This is a genomic window from Pseudomonas putida, from assembly GCA_041879295.1.
Classification (GTDB): domain Bacteria; phylum Pseudomonadota; class Gammaproteobacteria; order Pseudomonadales; family Pseudomonadaceae; genus Aquipseudomonas; species Aquipseudomonas putida_Y.
Genome location: CP047152.1, coordinates 883,489 through 906,390, shown reverse-complemented (window position 1 = coordinate 906,390; position 22,902 = coordinate 883,489). Strand labels below are relative to the sequence as shown.

Annotated in this window: 23 protein-coding genes; 9 read left to right on the top strand and 14 right to left on the bottom strand. The window is 62.3% G+C overall.

The genetic code is table 11. From position 1 onward, the window contains the following. Positions 1-61 precede the first annotated feature (61 nt). From GST84_04260 to GST84_04245, 4 genes are all read right to left on the bottom strand, one after another. A complete protein-coding gene (locus GST84_04260; GenBank protein ID XGB11608.1) occupies positions 62-2,779 on the bottom strand; it encodes a helix-turn-helix transcriptional regulator in 2,718 nt (905 codons plus the stop codon). 291 nt (positions 2,780-3,070) lie between these two features. After that, entirely contained in the window at positions 3,071-4,435 is a 1,365-nt protein-coding gene (locus GST84_04255; GenBank protein XGB11607.1) for a DUF1329 domain-containing protein, read from the bottom strand. A 25-nt stretch (positions 4,436-4,460) separates the two neighbouring features. Beyond that, a complete protein-coding gene (locus tag GST84_04250; GenBank protein XGB11606.1) occupies positions 4,461-6,347 on the bottom strand; it encodes a DUF1302 family protein in 1,887 nt (628 codons plus the stop codon). A gap of 331 nt (positions 6,348-6,678) precedes the next feature. Next, positions 6,679-8,361 (bottom strand): long-chain-fatty-acid--CoA ligase, encoded by a 1,683-nt coding sequence (locus GST84_04245; GenBank protein XGB11605.1) that lies wholly within the window; start codon positions 8,359-8,361, stop codon positions 6,679-6,681. A gap of 274 nt (positions 8,362-8,635) precedes the next feature. Here GST84_04245 and GST84_04240 point away from each other — a divergent pair, with 274 nt between their 5' ends. The 3 genes from GST84_04240 (at position 8,636) to GST84_04230 (ending at position 11,506) form a co-directional block, all read left to right on the top strand. Next, complete coding sequence (locus GST84_04240; GenBank protein XGB11604.1) at positions 8,636-9,601, top strand: 2-hydroxyacid dehydrogenase; 966 nt, start codon at positions 8,636-8,638, stop codon at positions 9,599-9,601. Positions 9,602-9,655: 54 nt separating this feature from the next. Beyond that, positions 9,656-10,654 carry a methyltransferase gene (locus GST84_04235; GenBank protein ID XGB11603.1) on the top strand — a complete coding sequence of 333 codons (999 nt, stop codon included), beginning with the start codon at positions 9,656-9,658 and terminating at the stop codon, positions 10,652-10,654. A 267-nt stretch (positions 10,655-10,921) separates the two neighbouring features. Next, complete coding sequence (locus tag GST84_04230; protein ID XGB11602.1) at positions 10,922-11,506, top strand: TMEM165/GDT1 family protein; 585 nt, start codon at positions 10,922-10,924, stop codon at positions 11,504-11,506. Between the two features lie 42 nt (positions 11,507-11,548). On the opposite strand, the gene GST84_04225 is transcribed toward GST84_04230, so the two are convergent. From GST84_04225 to GST84_04210, 4 genes are all read right to left on the bottom strand, one after another. Then, on the bottom strand, positions 11,549-12,367 hold the full coding sequence (locus GST84_04225) for a M48 family metalloprotease (protein XGB11601.1): 819 nt from the start codon (positions 12,365-12,367) through the stop codon (positions 11,549-11,551). A 179-nt stretch (positions 12,368-12,546) separates the two neighbouring features. Beyond that, a complete protein-coding gene (locus GST84_04220) occupies positions 12,547-13,167 on the bottom strand; it encodes an SOS response-associated peptidase (GenBank protein ID XGB11600.1) in 621 nt (206 codons plus the stop codon). A gap of 15 nt (positions 13,168-13,182) precedes the next feature. Then, a complete protein-coding gene (locus tag GST84_04215) occupies positions 13,183-13,443 on the bottom strand; it encodes a DUF2007 domain-containing protein (protein ID XGB11599.1) in 261 nt (86 codons plus the stop codon). After that, positions 13,443-13,628 carry a CPXCG motif-containing cysteine-rich protein gene (locus GST84_04210; protein XGB11598.1) on the bottom strand — a complete coding sequence of 62 codons (186 nt, stop codon included), beginning with the start codon at positions 13,626-13,628 and terminating at the stop codon, positions 13,443-13,445. The genes GST84_04215 and GST84_04210 overlap by 1 nt, the downstream gene beginning before the upstream one ends. 125 nt (positions 13,629-13,753) lie before the next feature. Between GST84_04210 and GST84_04205 the strand changes: the two genes are divergently transcribed. After that, complete coding sequence (locus GST84_04205) at positions 13,754-14,920, top strand: glycerol acyltransferase (protein XGB11597.1); 1,167 nt, start codon at positions 13,754-13,756, stop codon at positions 14,918-14,920. A gap of 35 nt (positions 14,921-14,955) precedes the next feature. Here GST84_04205 and GST84_04200 read toward each other — a convergent pair whose 3' ends face one another. Next, on the bottom strand, positions 14,956-15,216 hold the full coding sequence (locus GST84_04200; protein ID XGB11596.1) for a hypothetical protein: 261 nt from the start codon (positions 15,214-15,216) through the stop codon (positions 14,956-14,958). Positions 15,217-15,376: 160 nt separating this feature from the next. On the opposite strand from GST84_04200, the gene GST84_04195 reads away from it, so the two are divergent. Continuing rightward, positions 15,377-15,583 (top strand): hypothetical protein, encoded by a 207-nt coding sequence (locus GST84_04195; GenBank protein XGB11595.1) that lies wholly within the window; start codon positions 15,377-15,379, stop codon positions 15,581-15,583. A gap of 74 nt (positions 15,584-15,657) precedes the next feature. On the opposite strand, the gene GST84_04190 is transcribed toward GST84_04195, so the two are convergent. Then, complete coding sequence (locus GST84_04190) at positions 15,658-16,242, bottom strand: hypothetical protein (GenBank protein XGB11594.1); 585 nt, start codon at positions 16,240-16,242, stop codon at positions 15,658-15,660. Between the two features lie 145 nt (positions 16,243-16,387). On the opposite strand from GST84_04190, the gene GST84_04185 reads away from it, so the two are divergent. Together GST84_04185 and mqo are read left to right on the top strand one after the other, a co-directional pair. Beyond that, positions 16,388-16,621 carry a hypothetical protein gene (locus tag GST84_04185; GenBank protein ID XGB11593.1) on the top strand — a complete coding sequence of 78 codons (234 nt, stop codon included), beginning with the start codon at positions 16,388-16,390 and terminating at the stop codon, positions 16,619-16,621. 600 nt (positions 16,622-17,221) lie between these two features. Then, complete coding sequence (mqo, locus tag GST84_04180) at positions 17,222-18,730, top strand: malate dehydrogenase (quinone) (GenBank protein ID XGB11592.1); 1,509 nt, start codon at positions 17,222-17,224, stop codon at positions 18,728-18,730. 164 nt (positions 18,731-18,894) lie between these two features. On the opposite strand, the gene GST84_04175 is transcribed toward mqo, so the two are convergent. From GST84_04175 to GST84_04160, 4 genes are all read right to left on the bottom strand, one after another. Then, positions 18,895-19,185, bottom strand: a complete 291-nt coding sequence (locus GST84_04175; protein XGB11591.1) for a hypothetical protein — start codon at positions 19,183-19,185, stop codon at positions 18,895-18,897. A 68-nt stretch (positions 19,186-19,253) separates the two neighbouring features. Further along, positions 19,254-19,724, bottom strand: coding sequence for a hypothetical protein (locus GST84_04170; protein XGB11590.1), 471 nt, complete (start codon positions 19,722-19,724; stop codon positions 19,254-19,256). Positions 19,725-19,775: 51 nt separating this feature from the next. After that, positions 19,776-20,249: a cupin fold metalloprotein, WbuC family gene (locus GST84_04165; protein ID XGB11589.1), complete on the bottom strand. Its 474-nt coding sequence runs from the start codon at positions 20,247-20,249 to the stop codon at positions 19,776-19,778. 2 nt (positions 20,250-20,251) lie between these two features. After that, positions 20,252-20,809 (bottom strand): hypoxanthine-guanine phosphoribosyltransferase, encoded by a 558-nt coding sequence (locus GST84_04160; protein XGB11588.1) that lies wholly within the window; start codon positions 20,807-20,809, stop codon positions 20,252-20,254. 161 nt (positions 20,810-20,970) lie between these two features. Here GST84_04160 and upp point away from each other — a divergent pair, with 161 nt between their 5' ends. Together upp and GST84_04150 are read left to right on the top strand one after the other, a co-directional pair. Continuing rightward, the gene (upp, locus tag GST84_04155; protein XGB11587.1) at positions 20,971-21,609 is read left to right on the top strand and encodes a uracil phosphoribosyltransferase; all 639 of its coding nucleotides are present in this window, start codon (positions 20,971-20,973) and stop codon (positions 21,607-21,609) included. A 2-nt stretch (positions 21,610-21,611) separates the two neighbouring features. Then, positions 21,612-22,877: a uracil permease gene (locus GST84_04150; GenBank protein ID XGB11586.1), complete on the top strand. Its 1,266-nt coding sequence runs from the start codon at positions 21,612-21,614 to the stop codon at positions 22,875-22,877. Positions 22,878-22,902: the final 25 nt, after the last annotated feature.

Sequence of the window (22,902 nt, the reverse complement as noted above, 5' to 3'; positions counted from 1 at the left end):
CCGGCCACGAACCATGGCGCCAGGCCATCGCTTTAATGAACCATGACCTACAGAGCCAGTATCACGCCAGCAACCCCAGGGATTTGGCCTTGGCCACCGCCTGGGTGCGCCGCTCCACACCCAACTTGCTGTTGATGTGACTGGCGTGGGTCTTCACCGTGTGCAGGGAAATGAACAGCCGCTCGCTGATCTGCTGATTGGAACAGCCCTGGGCAATCAGTTCGAGCACGGCCAACTCACGACCACTCAGCGCTTCGCCGTTGCCCGTACTGGCGATTGGCACTGGCGGCAGATGCTTGAGCAGTTCAGCCTGCACCGGGCAAACGGCACCTGCCTGCAGTTGTTCATGAAGCCATTGCGGGTGTTTTTCCAGTAGTGGCTGCATCGGCTGCATCACGCCGCCATGAGCCGCCTCCAGCAAACTGGGCAGCAACTGCGCGGCCTGCCCTTCCTTGCCTTCGTCCAATAGCAGGGAAAGCCATTGGCACAGGGCGCTTACGGCGAGCATCATGCCGCCACTGGCCTGGCCGCGCTCTACCAGGCAAGCCAGGCGTTGCACGGCATCGTCGCTACGCAACTGGATACGATCGAGCAATGCCTGCTGCAACGCAATGTGCAAAGGCAGCAGCGGATGGAATTCCGGTGGCACCGCCGGCTGCTCGCCACCATAGGTCTGGCCCAGGCGCTGCAGCCAGGACTCCGCCAGGTCGGTACGCCCCTGGGCCAGCCACAGTTCGCATTTGACCAGGGTAATCATGGCCAGATAGTAGACCGGGGGCACATCCCATATATGCATCAAACGCTCGGCCTCGGCCAGTTCGGCAAAGGCCTCGGCAAAGTGACCTTCCCGGCCGTCGAGCGTGGCAATCACGCAATGGCCGATGAGCACACTGATGTCCCGGCACGCTCGCGCCTCCCCCAACCCCGCGCGCAAACGCGCCCGGCCCTGAGCCGGCTGCAGGCGCGAGACCAGCAGGTAACCCTCGTAAAGCGTCAGGCGCGCACGCACGGCATACAGCCGCTGCGCCGAAAGCCCTTGCAGACGTTGCAGCCCTTGGCGCACTTCGTCCAACGCGCGCAGCACCTCGCCACGGGCATGCAGCACCCGCGCCCGGTCGTAATGAGCCAGCGCCTCGAACAAGGGGTTGCCGACACGCTGGGCCAGTTCCAGGGCTTCACGGTTCCAGCCTCGGGCACGCCAGAAGTCACCATCGGCAATGGCCAGGTTGGACAGCGTCGACAAGCACACCAGGCGTTGGCCATAGCGCTTGCTCGGCAGGCTTTGTAGCGCTTCGCCGCAATAGGCCAAGGTGCGCTCGCGATCGCCACGGCCACGGGCAATGACCCCACTGAGTGCCAGCCATTGGGCCAGCATCGACTTCTGCGCAGTCGCCGAAGGCGCGGGCAAAAAGCGACTGAGGTAGCCGGCCAGTTCCTCGGCAGCATCCAGCTGGCAAGCCAGGCCCAACGCCCAGCTGTACAGCACGATCAGCCGCGGCGTGCTGATCAACAGGCTGTCGGGCAGGTCCATCTTCCAGCGCAGCAACATGCCGACGTTCTGCTCGGCCAGCAGTTGCTCCTCGGACAGGCTCTGCACCAGGTCGGCGGCAACATCGAGGTGGCCGGCACGCAAAGCCTGCTCCACCGCCTCATCCAGCAGGCCCTGGGCTTCAAACCAGCGGCAGGCTCGCAAATGCAGAGCCACCAGTGATTCGCTGGCCTGGCGGCTGCGCAGCAGGTCGGAGAACAAATGGTGGTAGCGGAACCAGTGCCCATGCTCGTCCAGCGGCACCAGGAACACCTGATGCGCCTGCAGGAAGCTCAGGACGGCGGCACTGTCATGGCGGCCACGCAGCGCATCGCAAAGTGGAGCGCAGAAACGCTCCTGGCAGGCGGTTTCGTCCAAGAAGGCCTGCACGTCTGCAGGTAGCCTGTCGATGACCTCTTCAAGCAAGTAGTCGCGGATCAGGCCCTCGCCACCATGCAGCGCCTGGGGCAAGGCTTGCTCGTCAGCGCTGTCGCTGGCCGCCAGCTGCCAGAAACGCAACCCGGCCACCCAGCCGTCGCTGCGCTGGATCAGGTTGTCCAGCGCCTGGCCGCGCAGGCCGGTAGGCTGGCGGCCGATCACTGCCAGCGACTCATCTGCGGTGAGGCGCAGGTCCTGTTCGTTAAGCTCGACCAACTGCCGGGACAGGCGCAGGCGCGCCAGGTGCCAGTCTGGCCGCTGGCGGCTGGTCACCAGCAGTACCAGGCCGGGGGGCAGGTGATTGAGGAAGAACTGCAAGCAGCGGTCGAGCACCGGCCCCTGGGCCAGGTGATAGTCGTCCAGTACCAGCAGCAGCGGCGTATCGGCCTGCAGGTAGACCGCCAGCTCATCGAGCAGGCCATCTAGCCATTCTTCAAAGGCAAACGGCTGGTGGCGCTGGCGCATTTTCAGCAGACCCATGGCCTGGCCGCCCAGGGCCGGGCAGTACTGCTGCAGGCCTTCAAGCAAGCGCTCAAGGAAGCGGCCAGGGTCGGCATCCCGCTGGCTCAGGCCCAGCCACAGGCTGCGCCAGTGCTCGGGCAATGCTTCGCAAAACTCGATGGCCAGGGAGCTTTTGCCGAAACCCGCCGGGGCATTGACCAGCAACAGCCGCCCGCCCAAGCCGGCTTCCAGCCGCTGGCACAAACGCAGGCGCGGCACATGGCCATCCGGCAGCGGCGGCCGGAAGAAACGCCCGTCCCGCAGGCCAAGGGCCTGACTCGCGAATCCATGCGTACGGGACAAATCTGTCATGGCCGGCTCGTTCTGGTTGGAAGACAACGGCGGTATGGATGCTTGCGAGACTAGCGGGTAATGCGGCGCATTTGAAGATGATGGGCGCAATTGCCATGGAAAAGACTGCGACAAAAAGCAACATGGCTGATGGACAGGGGCTGGAGCGGGGGTTTGGAGAGGTATTCAGGAGGTTTATTGCCTTGCCCTGCCTCTTCGCGGGTGAACCCGCGAAGAGGCCAGCTCAGGAAATAGAAACGCCCCGGCGAGCCGGGGCGTTCTGGGGATCACACGGATTTCCGTGATTTCAGCTTAGCGAATACCCGACTGACGCAGCGCCGCTGGCTGGAAGTCGGCCTTGCTGGCACTGAAGCCAAAATCGTAGGCGCGTTTCTCTTCGTTCTTCATGCCCAGGGCCAGGTAACGACCGGACTGCAGGTCGTAGATGGCTTCCAGGGTGTACCAAGGCACTTCCACGTTGTAATAAGGCTGAGCGTGGGCCTCGGACACGCGCCACAGTTGGCCACGGCCGTCGTACTGGTCGATCACTGCTGCCTGCCAGGTGTCCTCATCGATGTAGAAATCACGCTTGGCGTAGATGTGCCGCTGGCCCGGCTTGAGGGTTGCAACTACGTGCCAGACGCGGCGCAGCTCGTAACGGGCCAGGTCCTGGTTGATGTGTCCGGCCTTGATGATGTCGGCATACTTGAGCTTCGGATCATCCAGTTTGAAGGCGTTCGATGCGATGTACAGTTCCTTCTTGCCTTCCAGCTTCCAGTCATAACGATCGGGTGCACCGTTGAACATGTCCAGGTTGTCCGATGTACGCAGGCCGTCGGCGGCGGTACCCGGGCCGTCATACGACACTTGGGGTGCCATGCGCACACGGCGTTGGCCGGCGTTGTAGATCCACGCCTTGCGCGGCTCCTTCACCTGGTCGAGGGTTTCGTGCACCAACAGCACAGTCCCGGCCAGGCGCGCAGGCGCAGTGACTTCCTGCTTGAAGTAGAACAGGATGTTGCCCGGGTTGTTCGGGTCGTAGTCCTTCATCTTGTCGCGGAAGACGAACTGGTCGGAGAAGTACACGGGGTTGAACGAGCCGTTCTGCTGCGGCGTGGCCTGGGTCACCAGGCGGCTGACACTGCCGCCGCGGTAGCGGGTGATGTGGTTCCAGATCACCTCCAGGCCGCTTTTCGGGATCGGAAACGGCACCGCCGTGCGGAAGTTGCTCAGGCCGTTACCGCCCTCCACCAGGGTGGTTTTGGTAGCGTTTTCCTTGATGGCCGCGAACACATCGGCCGGAACGGTTGCGCCGCGATGGGTCTTGAACACCGGGATCTTGTAGGTGCTCGGGTAGCGTTTGAGCATGGCCATCTGGCCCGGCGAGAGCTTGTCCTTGTACTGGTCGGCATTTTGCGCCGTGATGGTAAACAGCGGCTTTTCACTGCCGTACGGATCGGACAGGAAGCCCTTGCCGTCGACGCTGCCTGCGGTCTTCGACAGCGGCTCCCATGGGCCGATGGAGCCGTCGGCGTTGCCGGCCTTCTCGGCGCCCATCGGGGTCAGGGTGCTGCCCAGCTTGGCCGCCTCGTCGGCGGATACCGCAGCCATGACGCTGGTCGCCAGCAGGGACAGGCCCAGTACACCGGCTTGCAGCAGACTTCTGGTCTTGTTCATGTCGTGTCGTCCTGGATCTGTATGCTTAGAAGTTCACGCCGAAGCTGAGGGCGACGAAGTCGCGGTCATCCACGGTGCTGTACTTGCCGTCGAAGAAATTGGTGTACGAGAGGCTCGCCGTGTAGGTTTGCTGATACTCGGCATCCAGGCCCAGGCTGACTGCCTTGCGGCCTTCCTCGAAGTTGCCGCCAGGGCCGGGCGAGTAGCCGGAGACATCATGCGACCAGGCCACGCTCGGCTTCAGGTTGATACCCGCGAAAACGTCGTTGTAGTCCCAGATGACCCGGGCGCGATAACCCCAGGACGTGCTGGTGGTGTAGCCGTCGTTCTCGCATTTGCGGTTCAGGTTGGTGGTGGGTGCCCCCGCACCAGCGCCGGCGATGGTGCTGCCATTGAGCGCCTGGCAGGTATCGGCACCACCGGTGGATGGCAACGGACCTGGGCCGAACACCGGGTCGCGGCCATAGCGGGTATCGTGGGCATTCTCCAGGCCGCCGACATGGGTCACACCCACTTCACCGACTACAGTCATCCGGCTGGCGCCCATCACCTGGTCGAAGAAGTGGGTCAGGGTGGTCTGGAACTGAGTGATCTCCTTGCGGCGATACCCGTGCAGGTCCTGTCCCGGCGTACCGGTCAGCAACGATGCGTTGCTCAACGCGCCGCCGATTGGACGGACACCGGCGAACAGGATATCCGTGGTATTGAGCTGCACTGGCGCATTGGGGCGATAGCTGATTTCACCGCTCCAGGCGGTGCCGGTGGGTAACGTAGTGGAGAAGCTCAAGCCATAAAGGCGGATATCCTCGGGATATTCCACAAAGTACTCGGAATTACCTGCCACGATCAGAGGCGCCAAGGCGCGCAGCTGTGCAGGCAGGGCGCTCAGCCCGGCGAACACGGACGGCGGGGCCCCTGTGGCACTGAAGATGGGTGCACGGCTGTGGTAATTCATGAAGTAGGCGCCGAACTCCGTGTCCAACGGCTCGAACATATAGCGCATGGCCACACCGAACTGGCCGCTGTCACGCGCATCGCGGTCGGCACCACGGCGCACCATCACACCCTCTTCGTTGATGTTCACGCCCTGCGTGGCGAGGAACTGCTGCGCAGCACCCGGCACCGTGCGGCTGCTATTGAGCACACGCAGGTTGTCGGTACAGCCGTCGGCAATGATGTCCGGCTGGGAGAAGAAGGTGCCGCAGTTGTCGACGACCGTCTGGTCCCACTCAAGCTGGTAAAAGGCCTCGGCCGACAGGTTGTCGGTCAGGCTCTGCGAGATGTAGAACATGTTGACCGGAATCAGACCTTCCTTGATCTCGGCCCCGGGGCGGCGGAACGCCGACACGTCGATGGGGTTGATCGAGTTGATGCCGCCGCCGATGAAGGTACTTTCGCCCCAGCTCACCACCTGCTTGCCAAAACGCACCGAGCCAGGCTGATCGCCGATGGCGTAGTTGTGGTAGACAAAGGCGTCGAGCAGCTCGGCGCCGGACGACTTGGCGCCTTCCTTGCGGTTGGAGTCGCTGATGTCCTTGAACTCGCGGTTTTCGTCCTTCAGTTCGAAGTCGTACCAGTACTTGCCACGGACGAACACACCGGTGTCGCCGTACTTGAGCTCCAGGTCATGAATGCCTTTGAAGATCTTGGAGAAGGTTTCGCCCTTCTTGAAGTTCAGGTGGCCATCGTCGGATGTCTGTGACAGGCCCTTGCCGCCGTTGTTAACCCCTATCAGGTTCTTGTTGGGGTTGGCCGTCGACCAGCTGGCGCCGATGGAGAGCGAGGAGTCGAACTGGCCTTCGATTTCACCAATGTTGAAACTGACAGCGAAAGCAGGACTTGCGAGCGTGGAAGCAAGGCTGACGGCCAAGGGCAGCTTGGCCCGGCGCCAGAACAGGTTTGCAGATTTCATCGACGCTACTCCATGTACTTTTTTGTTATGGCAGTGAGTCCTTTCAAGAACGGCCCGAGCGACCGGTTTGCAGGCTTGCACCTGCGGCGACACAGCTTGCGCATGTCGCCCTCCCCCATTCCTGAAAATCCCCTGGCCCCGACTATAGCCAGCAGGCACAGGCGCTTGATCCCTCTAAAGTGTGATTTGCGCTCCATGCCACCAACTCGCTGCCGTTTTGCTCCGGTTGCGGGCTGGCAGTGCTCAAGGATGGCGCATTTCTGCCGTTTGGCAAGGCGGCGGGCTCTCTAGCATGCGGGTCGCGCCCTGACGTACGCGACCCGCACAAAGGTTACAACGTGGAAAGAAATGCGCTGTTGCTGGCCTGCCACTGGACGATGTCCTGGCGGATGCGTTTCTTGTCGAGCTTGCCGACACTGGTCTTGGGAATTTCAGTAACAACGGCGATCTGGCTTGGAATCGCCCACTTATTGATATGACCTTGCTCGACGAACGGCTTGAGGTGTTCCTTCAGCGCCTTGGCGTCGATATCGTGGCCGTCCCGTACCACCAGCAGGGCAAACGGGCGCTCACCCCACTGCGGGTCGGCCACCCCCACCACCGCCACTTCGCGCACGGCCGGGTGGCGGCTGATCAGGTCTTCCAGGTCGAGCGAGGAAACCCACTCGCCGCCGGTCTTGATCACATCCTTGATGCGGTCGCGGATGTCGATGTAACCCATGCCGTCGAGGGTGGCGACGTCACCGGTGTGCAGCCAGCCTCCCTGCCACAGCTCCTCGCTCTTCTCCGGTTCCTTGAAGTAGCCCATGGTCAGCCACGGCGCACGCAGTACCAACTCGCCCTGGGTTTCACCATCGGCGGGCAGGAAGTTGCCTTCGCCGTCGACGATGGCCGCTTCGACCAACGGCACCGGCACACCGGCCTTGATTCGATAGGTGACGCGCTCATCCTCGCTGCCGGCCTGCAGTTCATCGTTCAGGTGTGCGGCCGAGATCAGCGGGCAGGTTTCCGACATGCCGTACGCGGCGGTCAGCTGGATGCCGCGTGCCAGGGCGGCCTGGTACAGCGACCGGTTGAGCGAACTGCCGCCGATGATGATCTTCCAGCCGCCGAAGTCCTGCTCCTGGGCGTTCGGGCAGTTGAGCAGCATCTGCAGGATGGTCGGTACGCAGTGGGAGAAGGTGACCTTCTCTTCGCGCCAGAGCTTGACCAGCATGTCTGGCTCGTAGCGCCCCGGGTACACCTGCTTCATGCCGAGCATGGTGGCAGCGTAGGGGATGCCCCAGGCATGTACGTGGAACATCGGGGTGATGGGCATGTACACGTCGTTGCTGCCCAGCAGGCGCACGCTGTCGATACTGCCGGTGACCGAGGCTTCGGCCAGTGTGTGCAGTACCAGTTGCCGATGGGTGAAATACACGCCCTTGGGGTTACCGGTGGTGCCAGTGGTGTAGAAGGTGGTGGCTACCGAGTTCTCGTCGAAGTCCGGGAAGTCGTAGTGCGGGCTGGCAGCAGCCAGCAGCTGCTCATACTCGCCGACCAGGTCGGGCAGTTCGGCAGTCTTGTCCGGGCCATCAGTCAGCAGCAAGGTCTTGTCGACAGTGGTCAGCTGCCCGGCAATGGCCTGGTACAGGCCGACGAAGTCGCTGTTGACCAGCACCACTCGGTCTTCGGCGTGGTTCATGGTGTAAAGGATCTGCTCGGGCGACAGGCGCACGTTGATGGTGTGCACCACGGCACCGATCATCGGGATGGCGAACATGCATTCCAGGTAACGATGGCTGTCCCAGTCCATCACCGCCACGGTGTCCCCGGCCTTGACCCCGGCCTCGGTCAGCACATTGGCCAGGCGGGCAATGCGCTCGTTGAGCTGTGGATACGTCAGCCGCAACTGGTCGCGATAGACGATTTCGCGGGTCTTTTCATAGCGGCTGCCGGACATCAGCAGGCGCTTGATCAGCAGTGGATAGGCATAGGCGCCCTCGGCGGGCTTGATGATGCGCGTCTGCAACATGGGTATCCCTTTTCTGAAAAGCGGGCCGGACAAGTCTGGGGATTACTGTAGTCCGCCAATATGACGGCTAAATCAGCCGAAGGAATGATTTGCGTGGCAGAGGTATGAGTGGCGGGCGTTGACGGGCGGCAAGGTTGAGCTAGACACTGCGGCGTCGGCTTCAGTTTTGTGCCGAAGCTGAGGGCCTCTTCGCGGGCAAGGCCGCTCCCGCAAGGGTTGTAGTGCCCGCGAATGGCCACAACACCCTTATCCCTCCCTGCCACCGGAGATCTTCATGCCCAGCCCGCGTCGCGCCGTGTTTCTCGATCACCAGTCCCTGGACCTTGGCGACCTCGACCTTTCACCCCTGAAGCAGCAGTTCGACGCGTTCGAACTGTTCGCCGCGACCCGCCCGGAACAGGTTGCAGAACGCTTGCAGGGCGCCGTGGCAGTGGTCAGCAACAAAGTCATGCTCGATGCCGCGACCCTGGCCGCCAACCCGCAACTGAAGCTGATCCTGGTGGCCGCTACCGGCACCAACAATGTCGACCTGGCCGCCGCCCGCGCCCAGGGCATCACCGTATGCAACTGCCAGGGCTACGGCACGCCGTCTGTCGCCCAGCATACCCTGGCCCTGCTGCTGGCCCTGGCCACCCGGCTGTGCGATTACAACCAGGCGGTAGCCGAAGGCCAGTGGGCCAAGGCCAGCCAGTTCTGCCTGCTGGACTTTCCTATCGTCGAACTGGAAGGCAAAACCCTCGGTCTGCTCGGCCACGGTGAACTGGGCGGCGCCGTGGCGAGGCTGGCCGAAGCCTTCGGTATGCGCGTACTGAGCGGGCAGATCCCTGGCCGCCCGGAGCGCGCCGACCGGCTACCGCTGGACGAGTTGCTGCCGCAAGTCGACGCCCTGACCCTGCACTGCCCGCTGAACGAGTACACCCGGCATATGCTCGGTGCCCGCGAACTGGCGCTGCTCAAGCCCAATGCGCTGGTGGTCAACACCGCCCGCGGCGGCCTGATCGACGAACAGGCGTTGGCAGACGCCCTGCGCGGTGGTCACTTGGGCGGCGCGGCCACCGATGTGCTGAGCGTGGAGCCGCCGGTCAACGGCAACCCGCTGCTGGAGCCCGGCATCCCGCGCCTGATCATCACCCCGCACAGCGCCTGGGGTGCCGTAGAGTCCCGCCAGCGCATCGTCGGCCAGCTCAGCGAGAACGCCCAAGCCTTCTTCGCCGGGCAGCCACGCCGCGTGGTCAGCTGAGCCAGGCGCCTGCCTCTGCTACACTGCGCCACTTTTTTCCAGGAGACGTCGTCCATGGACCCGCGCAGTGAAGTGTTGCTCCGCCAGGCAGAGCTGTTTCAGGGGCCGCTGCTGATCGCCGGCGCCCCCGCCGACGACCTGCTCGGCCAGTTGCCTCAGGCCCAGGCCTGGACTTGGCATGCCGGCGATCAGGCCATGCTCGAAAGCCGTTTCGCAGGCCGCAGCCATTACGGCGTCGAGGCCCCTGAAACAGCATTCGACAGCGCCGTGCTGTTCCTGCCCAAATCCCGCGAGCTGGCCGCCTACCTGCTCAACGCCCTGGCGTCGCGCCTGGCTGGCCGTGAGCTGTACCTGGTCGGTGAGAAGCGCGGTGGCATCGAGGGCGCGGCCAAGCAGTTGCAGGCCTTTGGCAAGCCACGCAAACTCGACAGTGCCCGGCACTGCCAGCTGTGGCAAGTGACCATCGACCAGGCGCCACAGGCAAAACCGCTGGAAAGCCTGGCCGAGCGCTTCGAGCTGGCCCTGGAAGACGGCCCGCTTCAGGTGGTCAGCCTGCCTGGGGTATTCAGCCATGGCCGACTCGACCGAGGTACTGCCCTGCTACTGAAGCATCTTGACGGCCTGGCCGATGGCCACATGCTGGACTTTGGCTGTGGTGCCGGGGTGCTGGGTGCCACGCTCAAACGCCGATACCCACAAAGCCGGGTGACCTTGCTGGACGTGGATGCCTTCGCCGTGGCCGCCAGCCGCCTGACGCTGGCTGCCAACGGCCTGGAAGGCGAAGTGATCAGCGGCGATGGCATTGACGCAGCCCCTACCGAACTGAGCCTTATCCTGAGCAACCCGCCGTTCCACACCGGCGTTCATACCAACTATCAAGCTTCAGAAAACTTGCTGAAAAAATCGGCCGTTCATCTGCGAAAAGGTGGCGAAATACGCTTGGTTGCCAACAGCTTCCTGCGCTACCAGCCACTGATCGAAGGGGCATTGGGCAACTGTCAGGTACGTGACGAGGCCGACGGTTTCCGCATCTACCAGGCAACTCACGGATAAAAACAGCGCTTGCCGAAAGCGTTTTGCCTAGGCAGAATCCGCACCGTCCTAGGGGAGTAGTCTCCCGCGAGCACCCAGCTCGCCCGGTACGCGTCAACATACTTGGTCCACAGACCATGGCGCGTGCGACCCACCATGCAAGCCTGCATGGCGAGATCCGCATAGACGGATCGAGGGTTTGACAAGACCTATGACACGCACACCTTACCCGGGGCGGGGAGGCTGTACGTGTCATAGCCGTGTCGACCCGCCCCCGTAGGAATCCTGATGCTGGAATCTCTGTTGGTCCCCACCGCTATCGTTGCCTTGGCCGAGATCGGCGACAAGACGCAACTGCTCGCACTCATTCTCGCTGCCCGCTTCCGCAAACCCTGGCCGATCATCGCCGGCATCATCGCCGCCACCCTGGCCAACCATGCCGCGGCTGGTGCCGTGGGGGCTTGGGTCGGCAGCTTCTTCAGCGAATCGGCGCTGCACTGGATCCTGGCCGCGAGCTTTACCGCCACCGCACTGTGGACCCTGGTGCCGGACAAAATGGATGACGACGAGAACCCGGCTCGCCGTTTCGGGCCGTTCCTGACGACACTGATTGCGTTCTTCCTGGCCGAAATCGGCGACAAGACCCAGGTCGCTACCGTGATGCTGGCCGCGCAGTATCCGCACCTGATCATGGTCATTATCGGCACTACCCTGGGCATGCTGATTGCCAACGTGCCGGTGGTGCTGGCGGGCAACTTCGCGGCTGACAAACTGCCGTTGACGCTGATTCGCCGCCTGGCGGCAACGGCGTTCTTCGTGCTGGCGATCGTGGCCGTCTATTCGGCAATGAAGACCAGTGGCTGGATTGGGTAAAGGGAAAGCGGGGGCTGCCATGCAGCCCCTGCATTCAGGCAGTTACGGTTTGGCTGCAGCCTGATACAGCGGCATCACCTTCGGAATCGCCGCCTGCAGCGAAGCAATGCGGCTCGCGGACGCCGGGTGAGTGCTCATGAACTCAGGCGGTGCACCTTCGGAAGCCTTGCTCATCTTGTTCCACAAGGTGATCGCGGCATTCGGGTCGTAGCCGGCACGGGCCGACAGCTCCAGGCCAATGAGGTCGGCCTCGTTCTCGTTGGCCCGGCTGTTGGGCAAGGTCATGGCGTAGTTCACCACCGTGTCGGCCATGGCCATGCTGCTCTGGCCGAGGCCGAAGATGGCACCGGCACCCTGGCGAGCCATTTCCACACCGTATGCCTTGGACATGGCCTCGCGGCTATGCTCACGCAAGGCGTGGGCAATCTCGTGCCCTACCACTGCGGCAATTTCCGCATCGGTGAGCTTGAGCTGATCGATCAGCCCGGTGTAAACGATGATCTTGCCGCCCGGGCCGCAGTTGGCGTTCAGTTCGTCACTCTTGATCACGTTGACTTGCCAGTCCCACTGCGCGGCATCCGGGCGGAATTTGGGCGCCTGGGCAATCAGGCGGTTGGCAATGGCCTGCACACGCCTGGCATCGGCACTGGACTTGTCGAGCACACCCTTGCTCGATGCTTCACCCAGGGTCTGCTGATACGACTGGGCGTACATCTGATTGACCTCGTCGGTCGAGAGCATGCTGAACATGTACTGCTGGCGCTCGACGCCAACAGCACCGCCGCTGGTGGTATTCACCGCCTGGCAGCCGGCCAGCAGGATGCCAGCACTCAACAGGCTGACGACAAAAGACTTACGCATGAAAACACTCCCTTTTTACATGCGCCGTATCCTAGGCCGAGTCGCCAGTGGCTGCCATAGCCGCAGGGAAGATTTTCGTCGCCTGTACCGATCCCTTCGCGGGCAAGCCCGTCCGCACAGGGGAACACGACCGTTGTAGGAGCGGGCTTGCCCGCCAAAGGACCGGCGCAGACAACCTATCAAGCCGGGGTCAAACACTCCGGCGCATCCAGCTTCGGGTCATTGACGAAATTGGCCAAGGCTCGCTCACGCAACGTCGCCGGCGGGCTGGCCAGCAGCTCGTGCAAACGGGCAACCGGCGTGTCCGGGTCAAGCCAGGCCGCCTGCCCCGCTTCGTCGAGGATGAGCGGCCGGCGCTGGTTCATGGCGGCCTGGGTCACCACCGCGCAACTCAGCCATACCTGGTCCTGCACCGGGTAGGCTTCCCAAACCGCCGCAAAGTACAACGACGCGCCCTCCCCCGGGGTCAACCAGAACGGGCGTTTGCGCACGTTGCCACGCCATTCGTAAAAGCCGTTGGCCGGCATCAGGCAGCGACGCTGGCGAAATGCATCGCGAAACATCGGTTGCTCGGCCAGCGTTTCGGCCCGGGCATGGGCGGGGGTACGGGACAGGTCGGTGAGCCAGGCCGGGGTCAACCCCCAGCGCGCCTTGGCCAGTTGCTGTTGGCCGTCAAGCTGACGCTGGATCAGCACCGACGCCCCAGGCGATATATTCCATTGGGCCGGCTGGCCGACGGGGAAGCCCGGCAGACTGGCAAGGGCCTGGGGCCAGCGAAACAGGGCGTAACGTCCACACATGGGCGAATTCAGAACCTAGCAGATCAAGGTACCGGGGACATCCTCCGGTTCGTCGCCAACCAATGGCTGGGCATCATTGTACGCATCGATCAGACGCCGTGCGCATTCGGCCTGCTCATCAGCGACAATGAGCCCCAGCAGCCCCTGCAAAGGCAGCTCGCCGGCGGCACCGAGCAGGTCACGGCCGACCACATGTACCTCGATCCCTTCGCTGGCAAGCATGCCCGCCAGCATTTGCGCCTCGAGCAGGCTTTCCGGTTCATAGATGCGCTGCATCAGGTGTCGTCCTCGCGGCGGACTTCAAGCATCCATTCGTCACCGTGCACCTGCAGAATGCACACCACAGGCTGGCAGCACACCTGGCAATCCTCGGTATAAACCTGGTCGCCAGCAGATAGATCGACGGTAGTTTCCACACGTTCGCCACAATAAGGGCAATCATAGAAGTCGGTTTCCAGCATCGCGGCCTCCGCAGTGACTTATGCGTATAATTGCCGGTCTGTTTACAGGGTCTGTGTGCGTCCGAGCCGTTTTTCGGAGCCCGTCCCTACCTTATTACCCTAGCCGTTTCCAACAAGAGAGCATGATGGGCGAATTCGATGCCATCCGACCGTACGACGACGCTGAGGTCCCTGCCGTTCTGGCACGCCTGCTCAGCGACCCGGCATTCCTCGATATCCTCACCCACTTCCGCTTTCCGCGGGCGGCCGGTGCTCTCGGCTGGTTGCTCAAGCCCTTGATTGCACGCCGCCTGCGCAAGGAATTCGCCGGCGTTACCTGTGTCTCGACCTTGCAGGACAAAGTCGAGTACTACGTCGACCAGACCATCGATCGCGCCACCGACGGCGTCACCTACTCGGGTGTGGAACAGCTCAAGGCCGGCACCGCCTACCTGTTCCTGGCCAACCACCGTGACATCGTCATGGACCCGGCCTTCGTCAACTATGCGGTGTACCACGCCGGCCTGCCCACGCCGCGCATCGCCATTGGCGACAACCTGCTGCAAAAGCCCTTTGTCAGCGACATGATGCGCCTGAACAAGAGCTTCATCGTGCACCGTTCGATCAGCGGGCGACGCGAAAAACTGGCTGCTTACCAACTGCTATCGGCCTACATCAACCACTCGATCCGTAACGATGCCACCTCGATCTGGATCGCCCAGGCCGAAGGTCGGGCCAAGGACGGTGACGACCGCACCGACTCGGCGATCCTCAAGATGTTCCACATGAGCCGCAAGGACGAGCCGTTCGGTGCAGTGATCCAGAGCCTGAACCTGACCCCGGTGTCGATCAGCTACGAGTACGACCCGTGCGACCAGGCCAAGGCCCGGGAGCTGTACATCCGCGCCACCACCGGCACCTACAAGAAGGCGCCGGGCGAAGATGACAACAGCATTGCCAAAGGCATTACCGGCTACAAGGGCCGCGTGCACATCAACTTTGCGCCGCCAGTAACCGAATACCACGAAGACACCAAGCAGCTGGCTGCGGAGATCGACCGGCAGATTCTGGGGGGCTACCGACTGTTCCCGGTGCATTACCTGGCGTATGCGATGTGGGAGGGCAAGGACGAAGCCCTGCAGGTGCCAAGCGCTGAGAAGGTGTTCCCGGCGGATGAGCTGGCCAAGGCCAAGGAAGAATGGCAACGGCGTCTGGATGCCTGCCCGCAAGAGCAGCGGCCTTACCTGGTGTTGCAGTATGCGACGCCGGTGCGCAACCAGTACCAGGTCAGACAGCAGGCACCTGTAGCCTGATCAGGTTCGGGGCTGCCTTGCGGCCCCGATGGTTCTCAGACCCAGGTGCTGAACCAGGACAGCAGCAGCGCCATCGCCAGGCACGAAAAGCCAAGAATGTAGAAGTATTTCGGCACCCGAAGGTCGAACGCGTCCACGACCCCCTCGTCTGCTGCCATGTACTCGCGGGTTTCGGCCTCGCGCCGCCGAGCACTGTGCAGCAGCAAACCGCCCGGGCAGGTCAGCAGCAGCGCCAGCAGGTTGATCAGCTTGGTGGGGTGGGCGGCCAGGAACCCCCAGAGCACTTGCAAGGACATCACGCAACCTCGGTGTGAGCAACGGCAAAGGCCAGCATTCTACCCAAGTCGCACCTTGGTGCCCGGCCTTGGCGACAAACTGTCATTAAATTTCATCTGTCATCCGCTCGTCATCAATACAGGCGACCCTGTCGGCCTTTTCATGGCCCGGAGCCTTTTCATGTTGCACGCCGAAAACCAGGACCGCCTCTACCTCGTTGCCCAGAGCGATGAACAACAGGCGTTGATCGATGGTTTTGCCATCAATGTGCAGGATCGCCAGTGGCTGGTCTACTGTGCGCTTGGCGGGCACGCGCATGAGGATTTGCCCGAAGTGCATGCAGGCACAGGATTCAGCTTGCTGGATTTCCACATAGAAGCTGCGTGAGCCTGCGCCGACCGGACAATAAAAAACCCGCGGCCTGTCACTCAGGCAGCGGGTTTTCTTGTACAACCTGAAGCTTACTGACCGAGCACCTGCCCGATGCTCGGGTCCTTGAACAGGCGGGTCAGGGCATCGCTCAGCACATCACCCACCAGCTGGTTATTGGTGTCCTGATTCGGCGCCATGCCGAAACGCTGGTCCAGCGAAGCGCCATAACGGCCGCTGTAACGGCGGCCACCATTGGTCACATCAGCACGGAAGGTGGCGCCGATGGTGGCCTCGGTCACGTAAAGGTTGTCTTTGGGCGACTGGTACTTCAGCTCAGCCAGGGTCACGGTCAGCTGCGGTGCATTGCCGGCGTTCGGGGTCGGGGTGAAGCCGAGCAGGCGCACAGCCGCTTCAGCCTGAGCCTGCAGCTTGGGCACCACGTCATTACCGCTGACACTGATGGTGCTGGTCTCGGGGTACATGCCACCGCGGGTACCCAGGGACTGCGAAGGCCGCCCATCCACTACCCGGACCACTACCGGCTGGCCATGGCCGACCGGGGCCAGCTGGGCCTTGAGCGTGGGTTGCGGATTGAGTTGTTGCGGGCTGTGGGCACAACCGACCAGGCTGAGGCTGGCCACGGCGATCAAACCGAACAACAGACGTTGCAACATGCGCGTTTCTCCAGAAAATGCGGCAAAGGCCCACAGTATACCCAGCCAGGCACAGACCAGTCATCGGCCCGCCCCGGTTGTCACAATCGTTTCATGGCCACTCCCTTATCCTTGCGCCAAGCCCTAACGCAAAGGACTCGCCGCCATGGCCTCGCTCTGGACTCTGCTCTTCCAACGGCCGCGCCACAACGCTTATGCCCGCCTTGACGCTGATGGCAAATGCCTGGCCTTCAAGCAATGCAGCCAGGCACCAAGCGGCATCGACTGGGTGCAGGTCAGCGAAATTCAGCTAGCCTGGCTGGGGCGCGAGCTGCCCATCGAAGCCCGGGCTTGCGCCCGCGCAAGCCGCCGTTGGCACCAGCGCCTCCTCGCTGTCTGACAAACGCTGCAATAAAAACCACGAATGGCGACATTTCTGCCCGCGACATCGCTATAATCTCCCCCCGATTATAAGGACGTCTCCTGATCGGGCCCCGCATCCGCCGATTGACCCCGGCAACTTCACCGCTTCGCCCACAGAGAGCCTTCCACTCAGGTCTTGCATCGGCTGTCGTGCCTGTTTTTCCGGCCCTTCACACTGCATGAACCTGCGGGTTGCCATCGCGCAGTCCCCTTTTGAGGTTCACGTCTCCAAAAGAGCGTGAAAAAACGGTTTTCACAACTTCACAAGAGTGTGGCGAGCAAATGAACAGTCTGGCATGTGCAAAAGCGGCAGATGTGTCCCGAACAGCCCTGAACAGGCGGCAGATGCGCTCATCCTGTATGAGTGTCTGAACCGTTCCATAACGCACGCACGACACCTTGACCATAAGTCGAATTGCCGCACCTGTGGCAAACGGCGTTCAATACCCGAACCCGAAGACTGATTGGCGGTGTCCGCGGAAGTTGCAAGAACTGCGAAAAGTCGGACATGGCGACCCTGGCAACCCCAGGTCCTATGCTGTCAATTAGGTAGCTGTAGATTGTGGAGACGCGTTAAATGGCGCAGAACGAATCGGTTGATGTGGTACTGGTAGGCGCGGGCATCATGAGTGCCACCCTGGCCGTACTGCTGAAGGAGCTTGACCCGACCCTGAAGCTTGAGGTCGTCGAGGCGATGGACTCCGGGGCCGCGGAAAGCTCCAACCCCTGGAACAACGCAGGCACCGGCCACGCCGGCCTGTGCGAGCTGAACTACACGCCGCAGGCCGCCGATGGCAGCATCGACATCAAGAAGGCCGTGCACATCAACACCCAGTTCGAGGTTTCGCGCCAGTTCTGGGCCTACCTGTGCAAGAAGGGCAACTTCGGCTCGGCGCGTGCCTTCATCAACCCTGTCCCGCACCTGAGTTATGTCGAGGGTGACAAGGGTGTTTCCTTCCTCAAGAAGCGCTTCGAGCTGCTCAAGCAGCACCATGCCTTCGCCGAGATGGAATACACCGAAGACAAGGCCGTGATGAACGACTGGATGCCGCTGATGATGCCTGGCCGCCCGGCCGACCAGCACATCGCCGCTACCCGCGTGGCCAAAGGCACCGACGTGAACTTCGGCGCACTGACCAACAAGCTGCTCAAGCTGCTGGGCGACTCGCCGGACGCGCAGGTCAAGTACAGCAAGAAGGTTGTCGGCCTGCGCCGTAACGGCAGCGGCTGGACCGTGAGCATCAAGGACGTCAACAGCGGCGGCAGCCGTGAAGTCGACGCCCGCTTCGTCTTCCTCGGCGCTGGTGGCGCGGCTCTGCCGCTGCTGCAGTTGTCCGGCATTCCGGAAAGCAAAGGCTTCGGCGGCTTCCCGGTCAGCGGCCAGTGGCTGCGCTGCGACAACCCGGAAATCGTCAAGCAGCACCAGGCCAAAGTGTATAGCCAGGCCGCCGTAGGCGCCCCGCCGATGTCGGTACCGCACCTGGACACCCGCGTCGTGGACGGCAAGACTTCGCTGCTGTTCGGCCCCTATGCCGGCTTCACCACCAAGTTCCTCAAGCACGGCTCGCTGATGGACCTGCCGCTGTCGGTGCGCATGGGCAACATCGGCCCGATGCTGGCTGTGGCCCGCGACAACATGGACCTGACCAAGTACCTGGTCAGCGAAGTGATGCAGTCGATGGAGCAGCGCCTGGAAGCCCTGCGTCGCTTCTATCCGCAGGCCAAGGCCGAGGACTGGCGCCTGGAAGTGGCTGGTCAGCGTGTGCAGATCATCAAGAAAGACCCGAAGAAAGGCGGCGTGCTGCAGTTCGGTACCGAGCTGGTCTCGGCCCAGGACGGCAGCCTGGCCGCACTGCTCGGCGCATCGCCGGGTGCCTCGGTAACCGTATCGATCATGCTGGAACTGATTGAGCGCTGCTTCCCCGAGCAGGCCAAGGGTGCCTGGGCTGCCAAGCTCAAGGAAATCTTCCCGGCTCGCGAGAAGACCCTGGCAACCGATGCTGCGCTGTACCACAAGATCAGTGCCGATAACGACGCGGCCCTGGACCTGGCAGAAAGCAGCCCGGCGGCCAAGCATTACGCCTGAACTGCCTGCTAACGAAAAAACGCCCCTCGGGGCGTTTTTTGTGCCTGGAGACCTATCAGCCTGTGCCGGCCTCTTCGCGGGCTTGCCCGCTCCCACAGGTTCGGCGCTGCCCTCATCCCTGTGGGAGCGGGCGAGCCCGCGAAAGGGCCAGCACAGGTTGAAGATCAACCGCGGGCTTTATCGATGATCTCGATGTACTCAGGTGCATTGCGCTGGTCGGCAATCTGCTCGACGAAGGTTTTGCCGTGCTCGTCCTTGCCATCCAGGTCCAGGCCAGCTTCGACGAAGAAGCCTACAAAGCGCTCGAAGTCGCCAACGCGCAGGCCACGGTAGGCCTTGACCAGCTTGTGCAGCGACGGCGAAGTCACACCATCGGCCGGCTCGAACTGAAGGAACGACTTGACGTAGTCGTCGCTGATTTCGTCACCGATTACCTGTTTCTTGTCTTTACGCATTGCCGACTCCAACTGGACCATCACTGAATTTCGAAGGCCGGCAGTTTACCCCCCGCAGGCTTCGCGCCTCAACGCGTACGTACCGTCCCGGTGTGCAGGTCGGCCCAGATGTGGCCGTTGCCATAAGTCAGAAACTGCACGTATAGGGTTTCGTTACGCAGCAGGTCCATGACCACCCGGTAGTTGCTGACCGGGTAATTCAGGCTCAAGGTACGGGTTTTAGCGTCATACACAGGCTTTTTCAGGCTTTTGGCCGCTTCACCATCGAACGTCAGCAGCACCTGGGCAATGGTCGCACCCTTGCTCAGCGGCTTGCCCTTCAGACGCACCTGCAATGACGATGTGATCGGGATCGGTTGCTGATCGGACTGGCGCTGGGCCCCTACGACCACCGAATAGTCAGTCACCTGCAGCAATTGCTGGCTGGTCGGCGCTTCCTGGCGCAGGGACTGGTCATCAGGTGGCAGGAACTGACTGTGCAGCGGTGCGGCAGCGAGCGGCATACTGACCGCCAGCAGGAGGGGAAGAATCGCACGCATGTGAGGCTCCTTGTCTGAAGGAGCACTCTAGCACGCCGGGTACAGCCGATATCAATCGAACTGCGCGCGCATCCAGGCCTGGTAATCGGCCACACCGGCTTCACCCTCGCGCGGCGCCCAGTGTGCGTGCTCACCCTCGCCCACCGGTCGGTATGGCCCAGCCTTGCACTCGAACAACATACTGTCCGGCTCCAGCACCACCAAGCCATGGTAGGTACCAGGCGCCAGATCCACCCCCAGACAGTCGCCACCGGCCTGCAGCACCCGCTTGTCAGTGACCGCGCCTTGCTCATCGAAGATCAACAGGCCAAAGCGCCCCTTGAGCGCTATCAAGGTTTCAGCCTTGTCGGCGCTCAAATGGCGATGCGGCGGAATGTAGGTGCTCGGTTGCAGCCCGACCGCCATGCGATGGCACGGCTCTTCCATTTCATGGAAGGTGTGATGCTGCCGCCCGCGCGGGTTGGCAGTAGCCTTTTCGGCCAGCCCGGCGAACAGCGATTGGTCGATGAACGCAGGCTGGCGCACGGTTACAGCCCCTTTACGGCGAAGATGCCGTTAGCGTTGCGCCAGTAACCTTTGTAGTCCATGCCGTAACCGAAGATATAGCGATCAACGCAAGGCAGGCCCACATAGTTGGCCTTGAGGTCAGGGCTTGCCTTGCGGTCGTGGTCCTTGTCGATCAGCACAGCGGTGTACACCGAGCGGGCGCCGGCATGCTTGCAAAACTCGATGATGGCGCTGAGGGTGTGCCCTTCGTCGAGGATATCATCGACGATCAACACGTCACGGTCGATGAACGACACTTCCGGCTTGGCCTTCCAGAAAAGCTCGCCACCGCTGGTCTGGTTGCGGTAGCGGGTAGCGTGCAGGTACGAAGCTTCCAGCGGGAACTGCAGGTGGGTCAGCAGTTTGCCGGAGAAGATCAGGCCGCCGTTCATCACGCAGAACACAACCGGGTTCTTGTCGTGCAGGTCCTTGCAGATCTGCTCGCCGACTTTGGCGATGGCCGCTTCGACTTCGGCTTCGGTGTACAGGCAGTCAGCTTCACGCATGACTTGACGGATATGCTCGAGATCGGCGGACATGGCGCTCTCCGGGGGTGCATTTTGGAAAAGCGGGCAAAGGTACGCATCCGCTCGTCACAGATCAAGCATTTATGGACTAACGTCCAGAATGACCAGACGACAGCACAGGCTGAATAGATTAATCTAGCGCGGTTTTTTTGCCCGCCTTTCGGAGCCCCCCTATGCCCACTCGTGAGATCCGCCATCCGCTGATCCGCCACAAGCTCGGCCTGATGCGCCGTGCCGATATCAGTACCAAAAACTTTCGCGAACTCGCCCAGGAAGTCGGCGCGCTCCTGACGTATGAAGCCACCCAGGACCTGCCCCTCGAAACCTACGAGATCGACGGCTGGTGTGGCAAGGTCTCGGTTGAAAAAATCGCCGGCAAGAAGATCACTGTAGTGCCGATCCTGCGCGCCGGCATCGGCATGCTCGACGGCGTGCTCAGCCTGATTCCGGGTGCCAAGGTCAGCGCCGTCGGCGTTGCCCGTAACGAAGAAACCCTCGAAGCCCATACCTACCTGGAAAAGCTCGCGCCGGACATCAACCAGCGCCTGGCCCTGATCATCGACCCGATGCTGGCCACCGGCGGCTCGATGGTTGCCACCATCGACCTGTTGAAAAAGGCCGGCTGTAAAGAGATTCGCGCCATGGTCCTGGTCGCCGCGCCAGAAGGCATCGAGGTGGTGGAAAAAGCCCACCCGGACGTGAAGATCTACACCGCCTCGATCGACCAGCGCCTGAACGAACACGGCTACATCGTGCCTGGCCTGGGCGATGCCGGTGACAAGATCTTCGGCACCAAGCAAAAGGACGCCTGACCATGCAGGACGGCTTCAACGACCCGCTCTGGCGCCAGGTCGTTTCGGGCGCGCAGATGCTCTTCGTGGCATTCGGCGCGCTGGTGCTGATGCCCCTGATCACCGGCCTCGACCCGAACGTCGCGCTGTTCACCGCCGGCATCGGCACGCTGCTATTCCAGCTGGTCACCGGTCGTCAGGTACCCGTGTTCCTGGCCTCGAGCTTTGCCTTCATTACGCCGATCATCCTCGCCAAAGGCCAGTTCGGCCTTGCCGAGACCATGGGTGGTGTAATGGCTGCTGGCTTCGTGTACACCTTCATGGGGCTGATGGTCAAAGTCAAAGGCACCGGTTTCATCGACCGCATGCTGCCGCCGGTAGTGATCGGCCCGGTGATCATCTCCATCGGCCTGGCCATGGCACCGATCGCCGCCAACATGGCGATGGGCAAAGGTGGGGACGGTACAGCACTGATGCCGTACAAGACGGCCATGCTGATCTCGATGCCAGCGCTGCTGACAACCTTGATCGTTGCCGTATTCGGCAAAGGTATTTTCCGCCTGGTTCCCATCATCTCCGGCGTGCTGGTGGGCTTTGCCCTGTCGTTCGCCTTTGGCGTAGTCGACACCGCCAAGATCGCTGCCGCACCGTGGCTGGAAATCCCCAATTTCACCGCCCCTGCGTTCAACTGGCAGGCCATTCTGTTCATCGTCCCGGTTGCTCTGGCGCCGGCGATCGAGCACATCGGCGGGGTGATCGCAGTGGGCAGCGTGACCGGCCGTGACTACCTGAAAAAGCCCGGCCTGCACCGGACTTTGCTGGGCGACGGCCTGGCCACCACTGCTGCCGGCCTGTTCGGCGGCCCGCCCAACACCACCTACGCCGAAGTGACCGGCGCGGTGATGCTGACCAAGAACTACAACCCGAAGATCATGACCTGGGCGGCGGTCTTCGCCATTACCCTGGCCTTCATCGGCAAGTTCGGCGCGCTGCTGCAGAGCATCCCGGTGCCGGTGATGGGCGGCATTTTGTGCCTGCTGTTCGGCTCGATTGCAGCGGTGGGCATGAACACCATGATCCGCCACCAGATCGACCTGGCCGAAGCACGCAACCTGGTGATCGTCTCGGTGACACTGGTGTTCGGTATCGGCGGCGTGCTGATCGGCAGCGGTGACGGTCCGGATGACTGGGGCCTGAAGGGCATCGCCCTGTGCGCCATTGTGGCTATTGCCCTGAACCTGATTCTGCCGGGCAATGATGGCTGGAAGCACAAGAAGCTGGATGTATAACCGGTCGGAAGGGGCCGCCACACGG

What these genes read in the sequence shown, in the direction of transcription:
- GST84_04150 (XGB11586.1), top strand. Translation starts at nt 21,612, where the DNA reads ATGCAGGACGGCTTCAACGACCCGCTCTGGCGCCAGGTCGTTTCGGGC.
- GST84_04240 (XGB11604.1), top strand. Translation starts at nt 8,636, where the DNA reads ATGCCCAGCCCGCGTCGCGCCGTGTTTCTCGATCACCAGTCCCTGGAC.
- GST84_04170 (XGB11590.1), bottom strand. Translation starts at nt 19,724, where the DNA reads ATGCGTGCGATTCTTCCCCTCCTGCTGGCGGTCAGTATGCCGCTCGCT.
- mqo (XGB11592.1), top strand. Translation starts at nt 17,222, where the DNA reads ATGGCGCAGAACGAATCGGTTGATGTGGTACTGGTAGGCGCGGGCATC.
- GST84_04160 (XGB11588.1), bottom strand. Translation starts at nt 20,809, where the DNA reads ATGTCCGCCGATCTCGAGCATATCCGTCAAGTCATGCGTGAAGCTGAC.
- GST84_04175 (XGB11591.1), bottom strand. Translation starts at nt 19,185, where the DNA reads ATGCGTAAAGACAAGAAACAGGTAATCGGTGACGAAATCAGCGACGAC.
- GST84_04185 (XGB11593.1), top strand. Translation starts at nt 16,388, where the DNA reads ATGGCCTCGCTCTGGACTCTGCTCTTCCAACGGCCGCGCCACAACGCT.
- GST84_04255 (XGB11607.1), bottom strand. Translation starts at nt 4,435, where the DNA reads ATGAACAAGACCAGAAGTCTGCTGCAAGCCGGTGTACTGGGCCTGTCC.
- upp (XGB11587.1), top strand. Translation starts at nt 20,971, where the DNA reads ATGCCCACTCGTGAGATCCGCCATCCGCTGATCCGCCACAAGCTCGGC.
- GST84_04215 (XGB11599.1), bottom strand. Translation starts at nt 13,443, where the DNA reads ATGCAGCGCATCTATGAACCGGAAAGCCTGCTCGAGGCGCAAATGCTG.
- GST84_04195 (XGB11595.1), top strand. Translation starts at nt 15,377, where the DNA reads ATGTTGCACGCCGAAAACCAGGACCGCCTCTACCTCGTTGCCCAGAGC.
- GST84_04205 (XGB11597.1), top strand. Translation starts at nt 13,754, where the DNA reads ATGGGCGAATTCGATGCCATCCGACCGTACGACGACGCTGAGGTCCCT.
- GST84_04250 (XGB11606.1), bottom strand. Translation starts at nt 6,347, where the DNA reads ATGAAATCTGCAAACCTGTTCTGGCGCCGGGCCAAGCTGCCCTTGGCC.
- GST84_04225 (XGB11601.1), bottom strand. Translation starts at nt 12,367, where the DNA reads ATGCGTAAGTCTTTTGTCGTCAGCCTGTTGAGTGCTGGCATCCTGCTG.
- GST84_04200 (XGB11596.1), bottom strand. Translation starts at nt 15,216, where the DNA reads ATGTCCTTGCAAGTGCTCTGGGGGTTCCTGGCCGCCCACCCCACCAAG.
- GST84_04260 (XGB11608.1), bottom strand. Translation starts at nt 2,779, where the DNA reads ATGACAGATTTGTCCCGTACGCATGGATTCGCGAGTCAGGCCCTTGGC.
- GST84_04235 (XGB11603.1), top strand. Translation starts at nt 9,656, where the DNA reads ATGGACCCGCGCAGTGAAGTGTTGCTCCGCCAGGCAGAGCTGTTTCAG.
- GST84_04245 (XGB11605.1), bottom strand. Translation starts at nt 8,361, where the DNA reads ATGTTGCAGACGCGCATCATCAAGCCCGCCGAGGGCGCCTATGCCTAT.
- GST84_04220 (XGB11600.1), bottom strand. Translation starts at nt 13,167, where the DNA reads ATGTGTGGACGTTACGCCCTGTTTCGCTGGCCCCAGGCCCTTGCCAGT.
- GST84_04210 (XGB11598.1), bottom strand. Translation starts at nt 13,628, where the DNA reads ATGCTGGAAACCGACTTCTATGATTGCCCTTATTGTGGCGAACGTGTG.
- GST84_04230 (XGB11602.1), top strand. Translation starts at nt 10,922, where the DNA reads ATGCTGGAATCTCTGTTGGTCCCCACCGCTATCGTTGCCTTGGCCGAG.
- GST84_04190 (XGB11594.1), bottom strand. Translation starts at nt 16,242, where the DNA reads ATGTTGCAACGTCTGTTGTTCGGTTTGATCGCCGTGGCCAGCCTCAGC.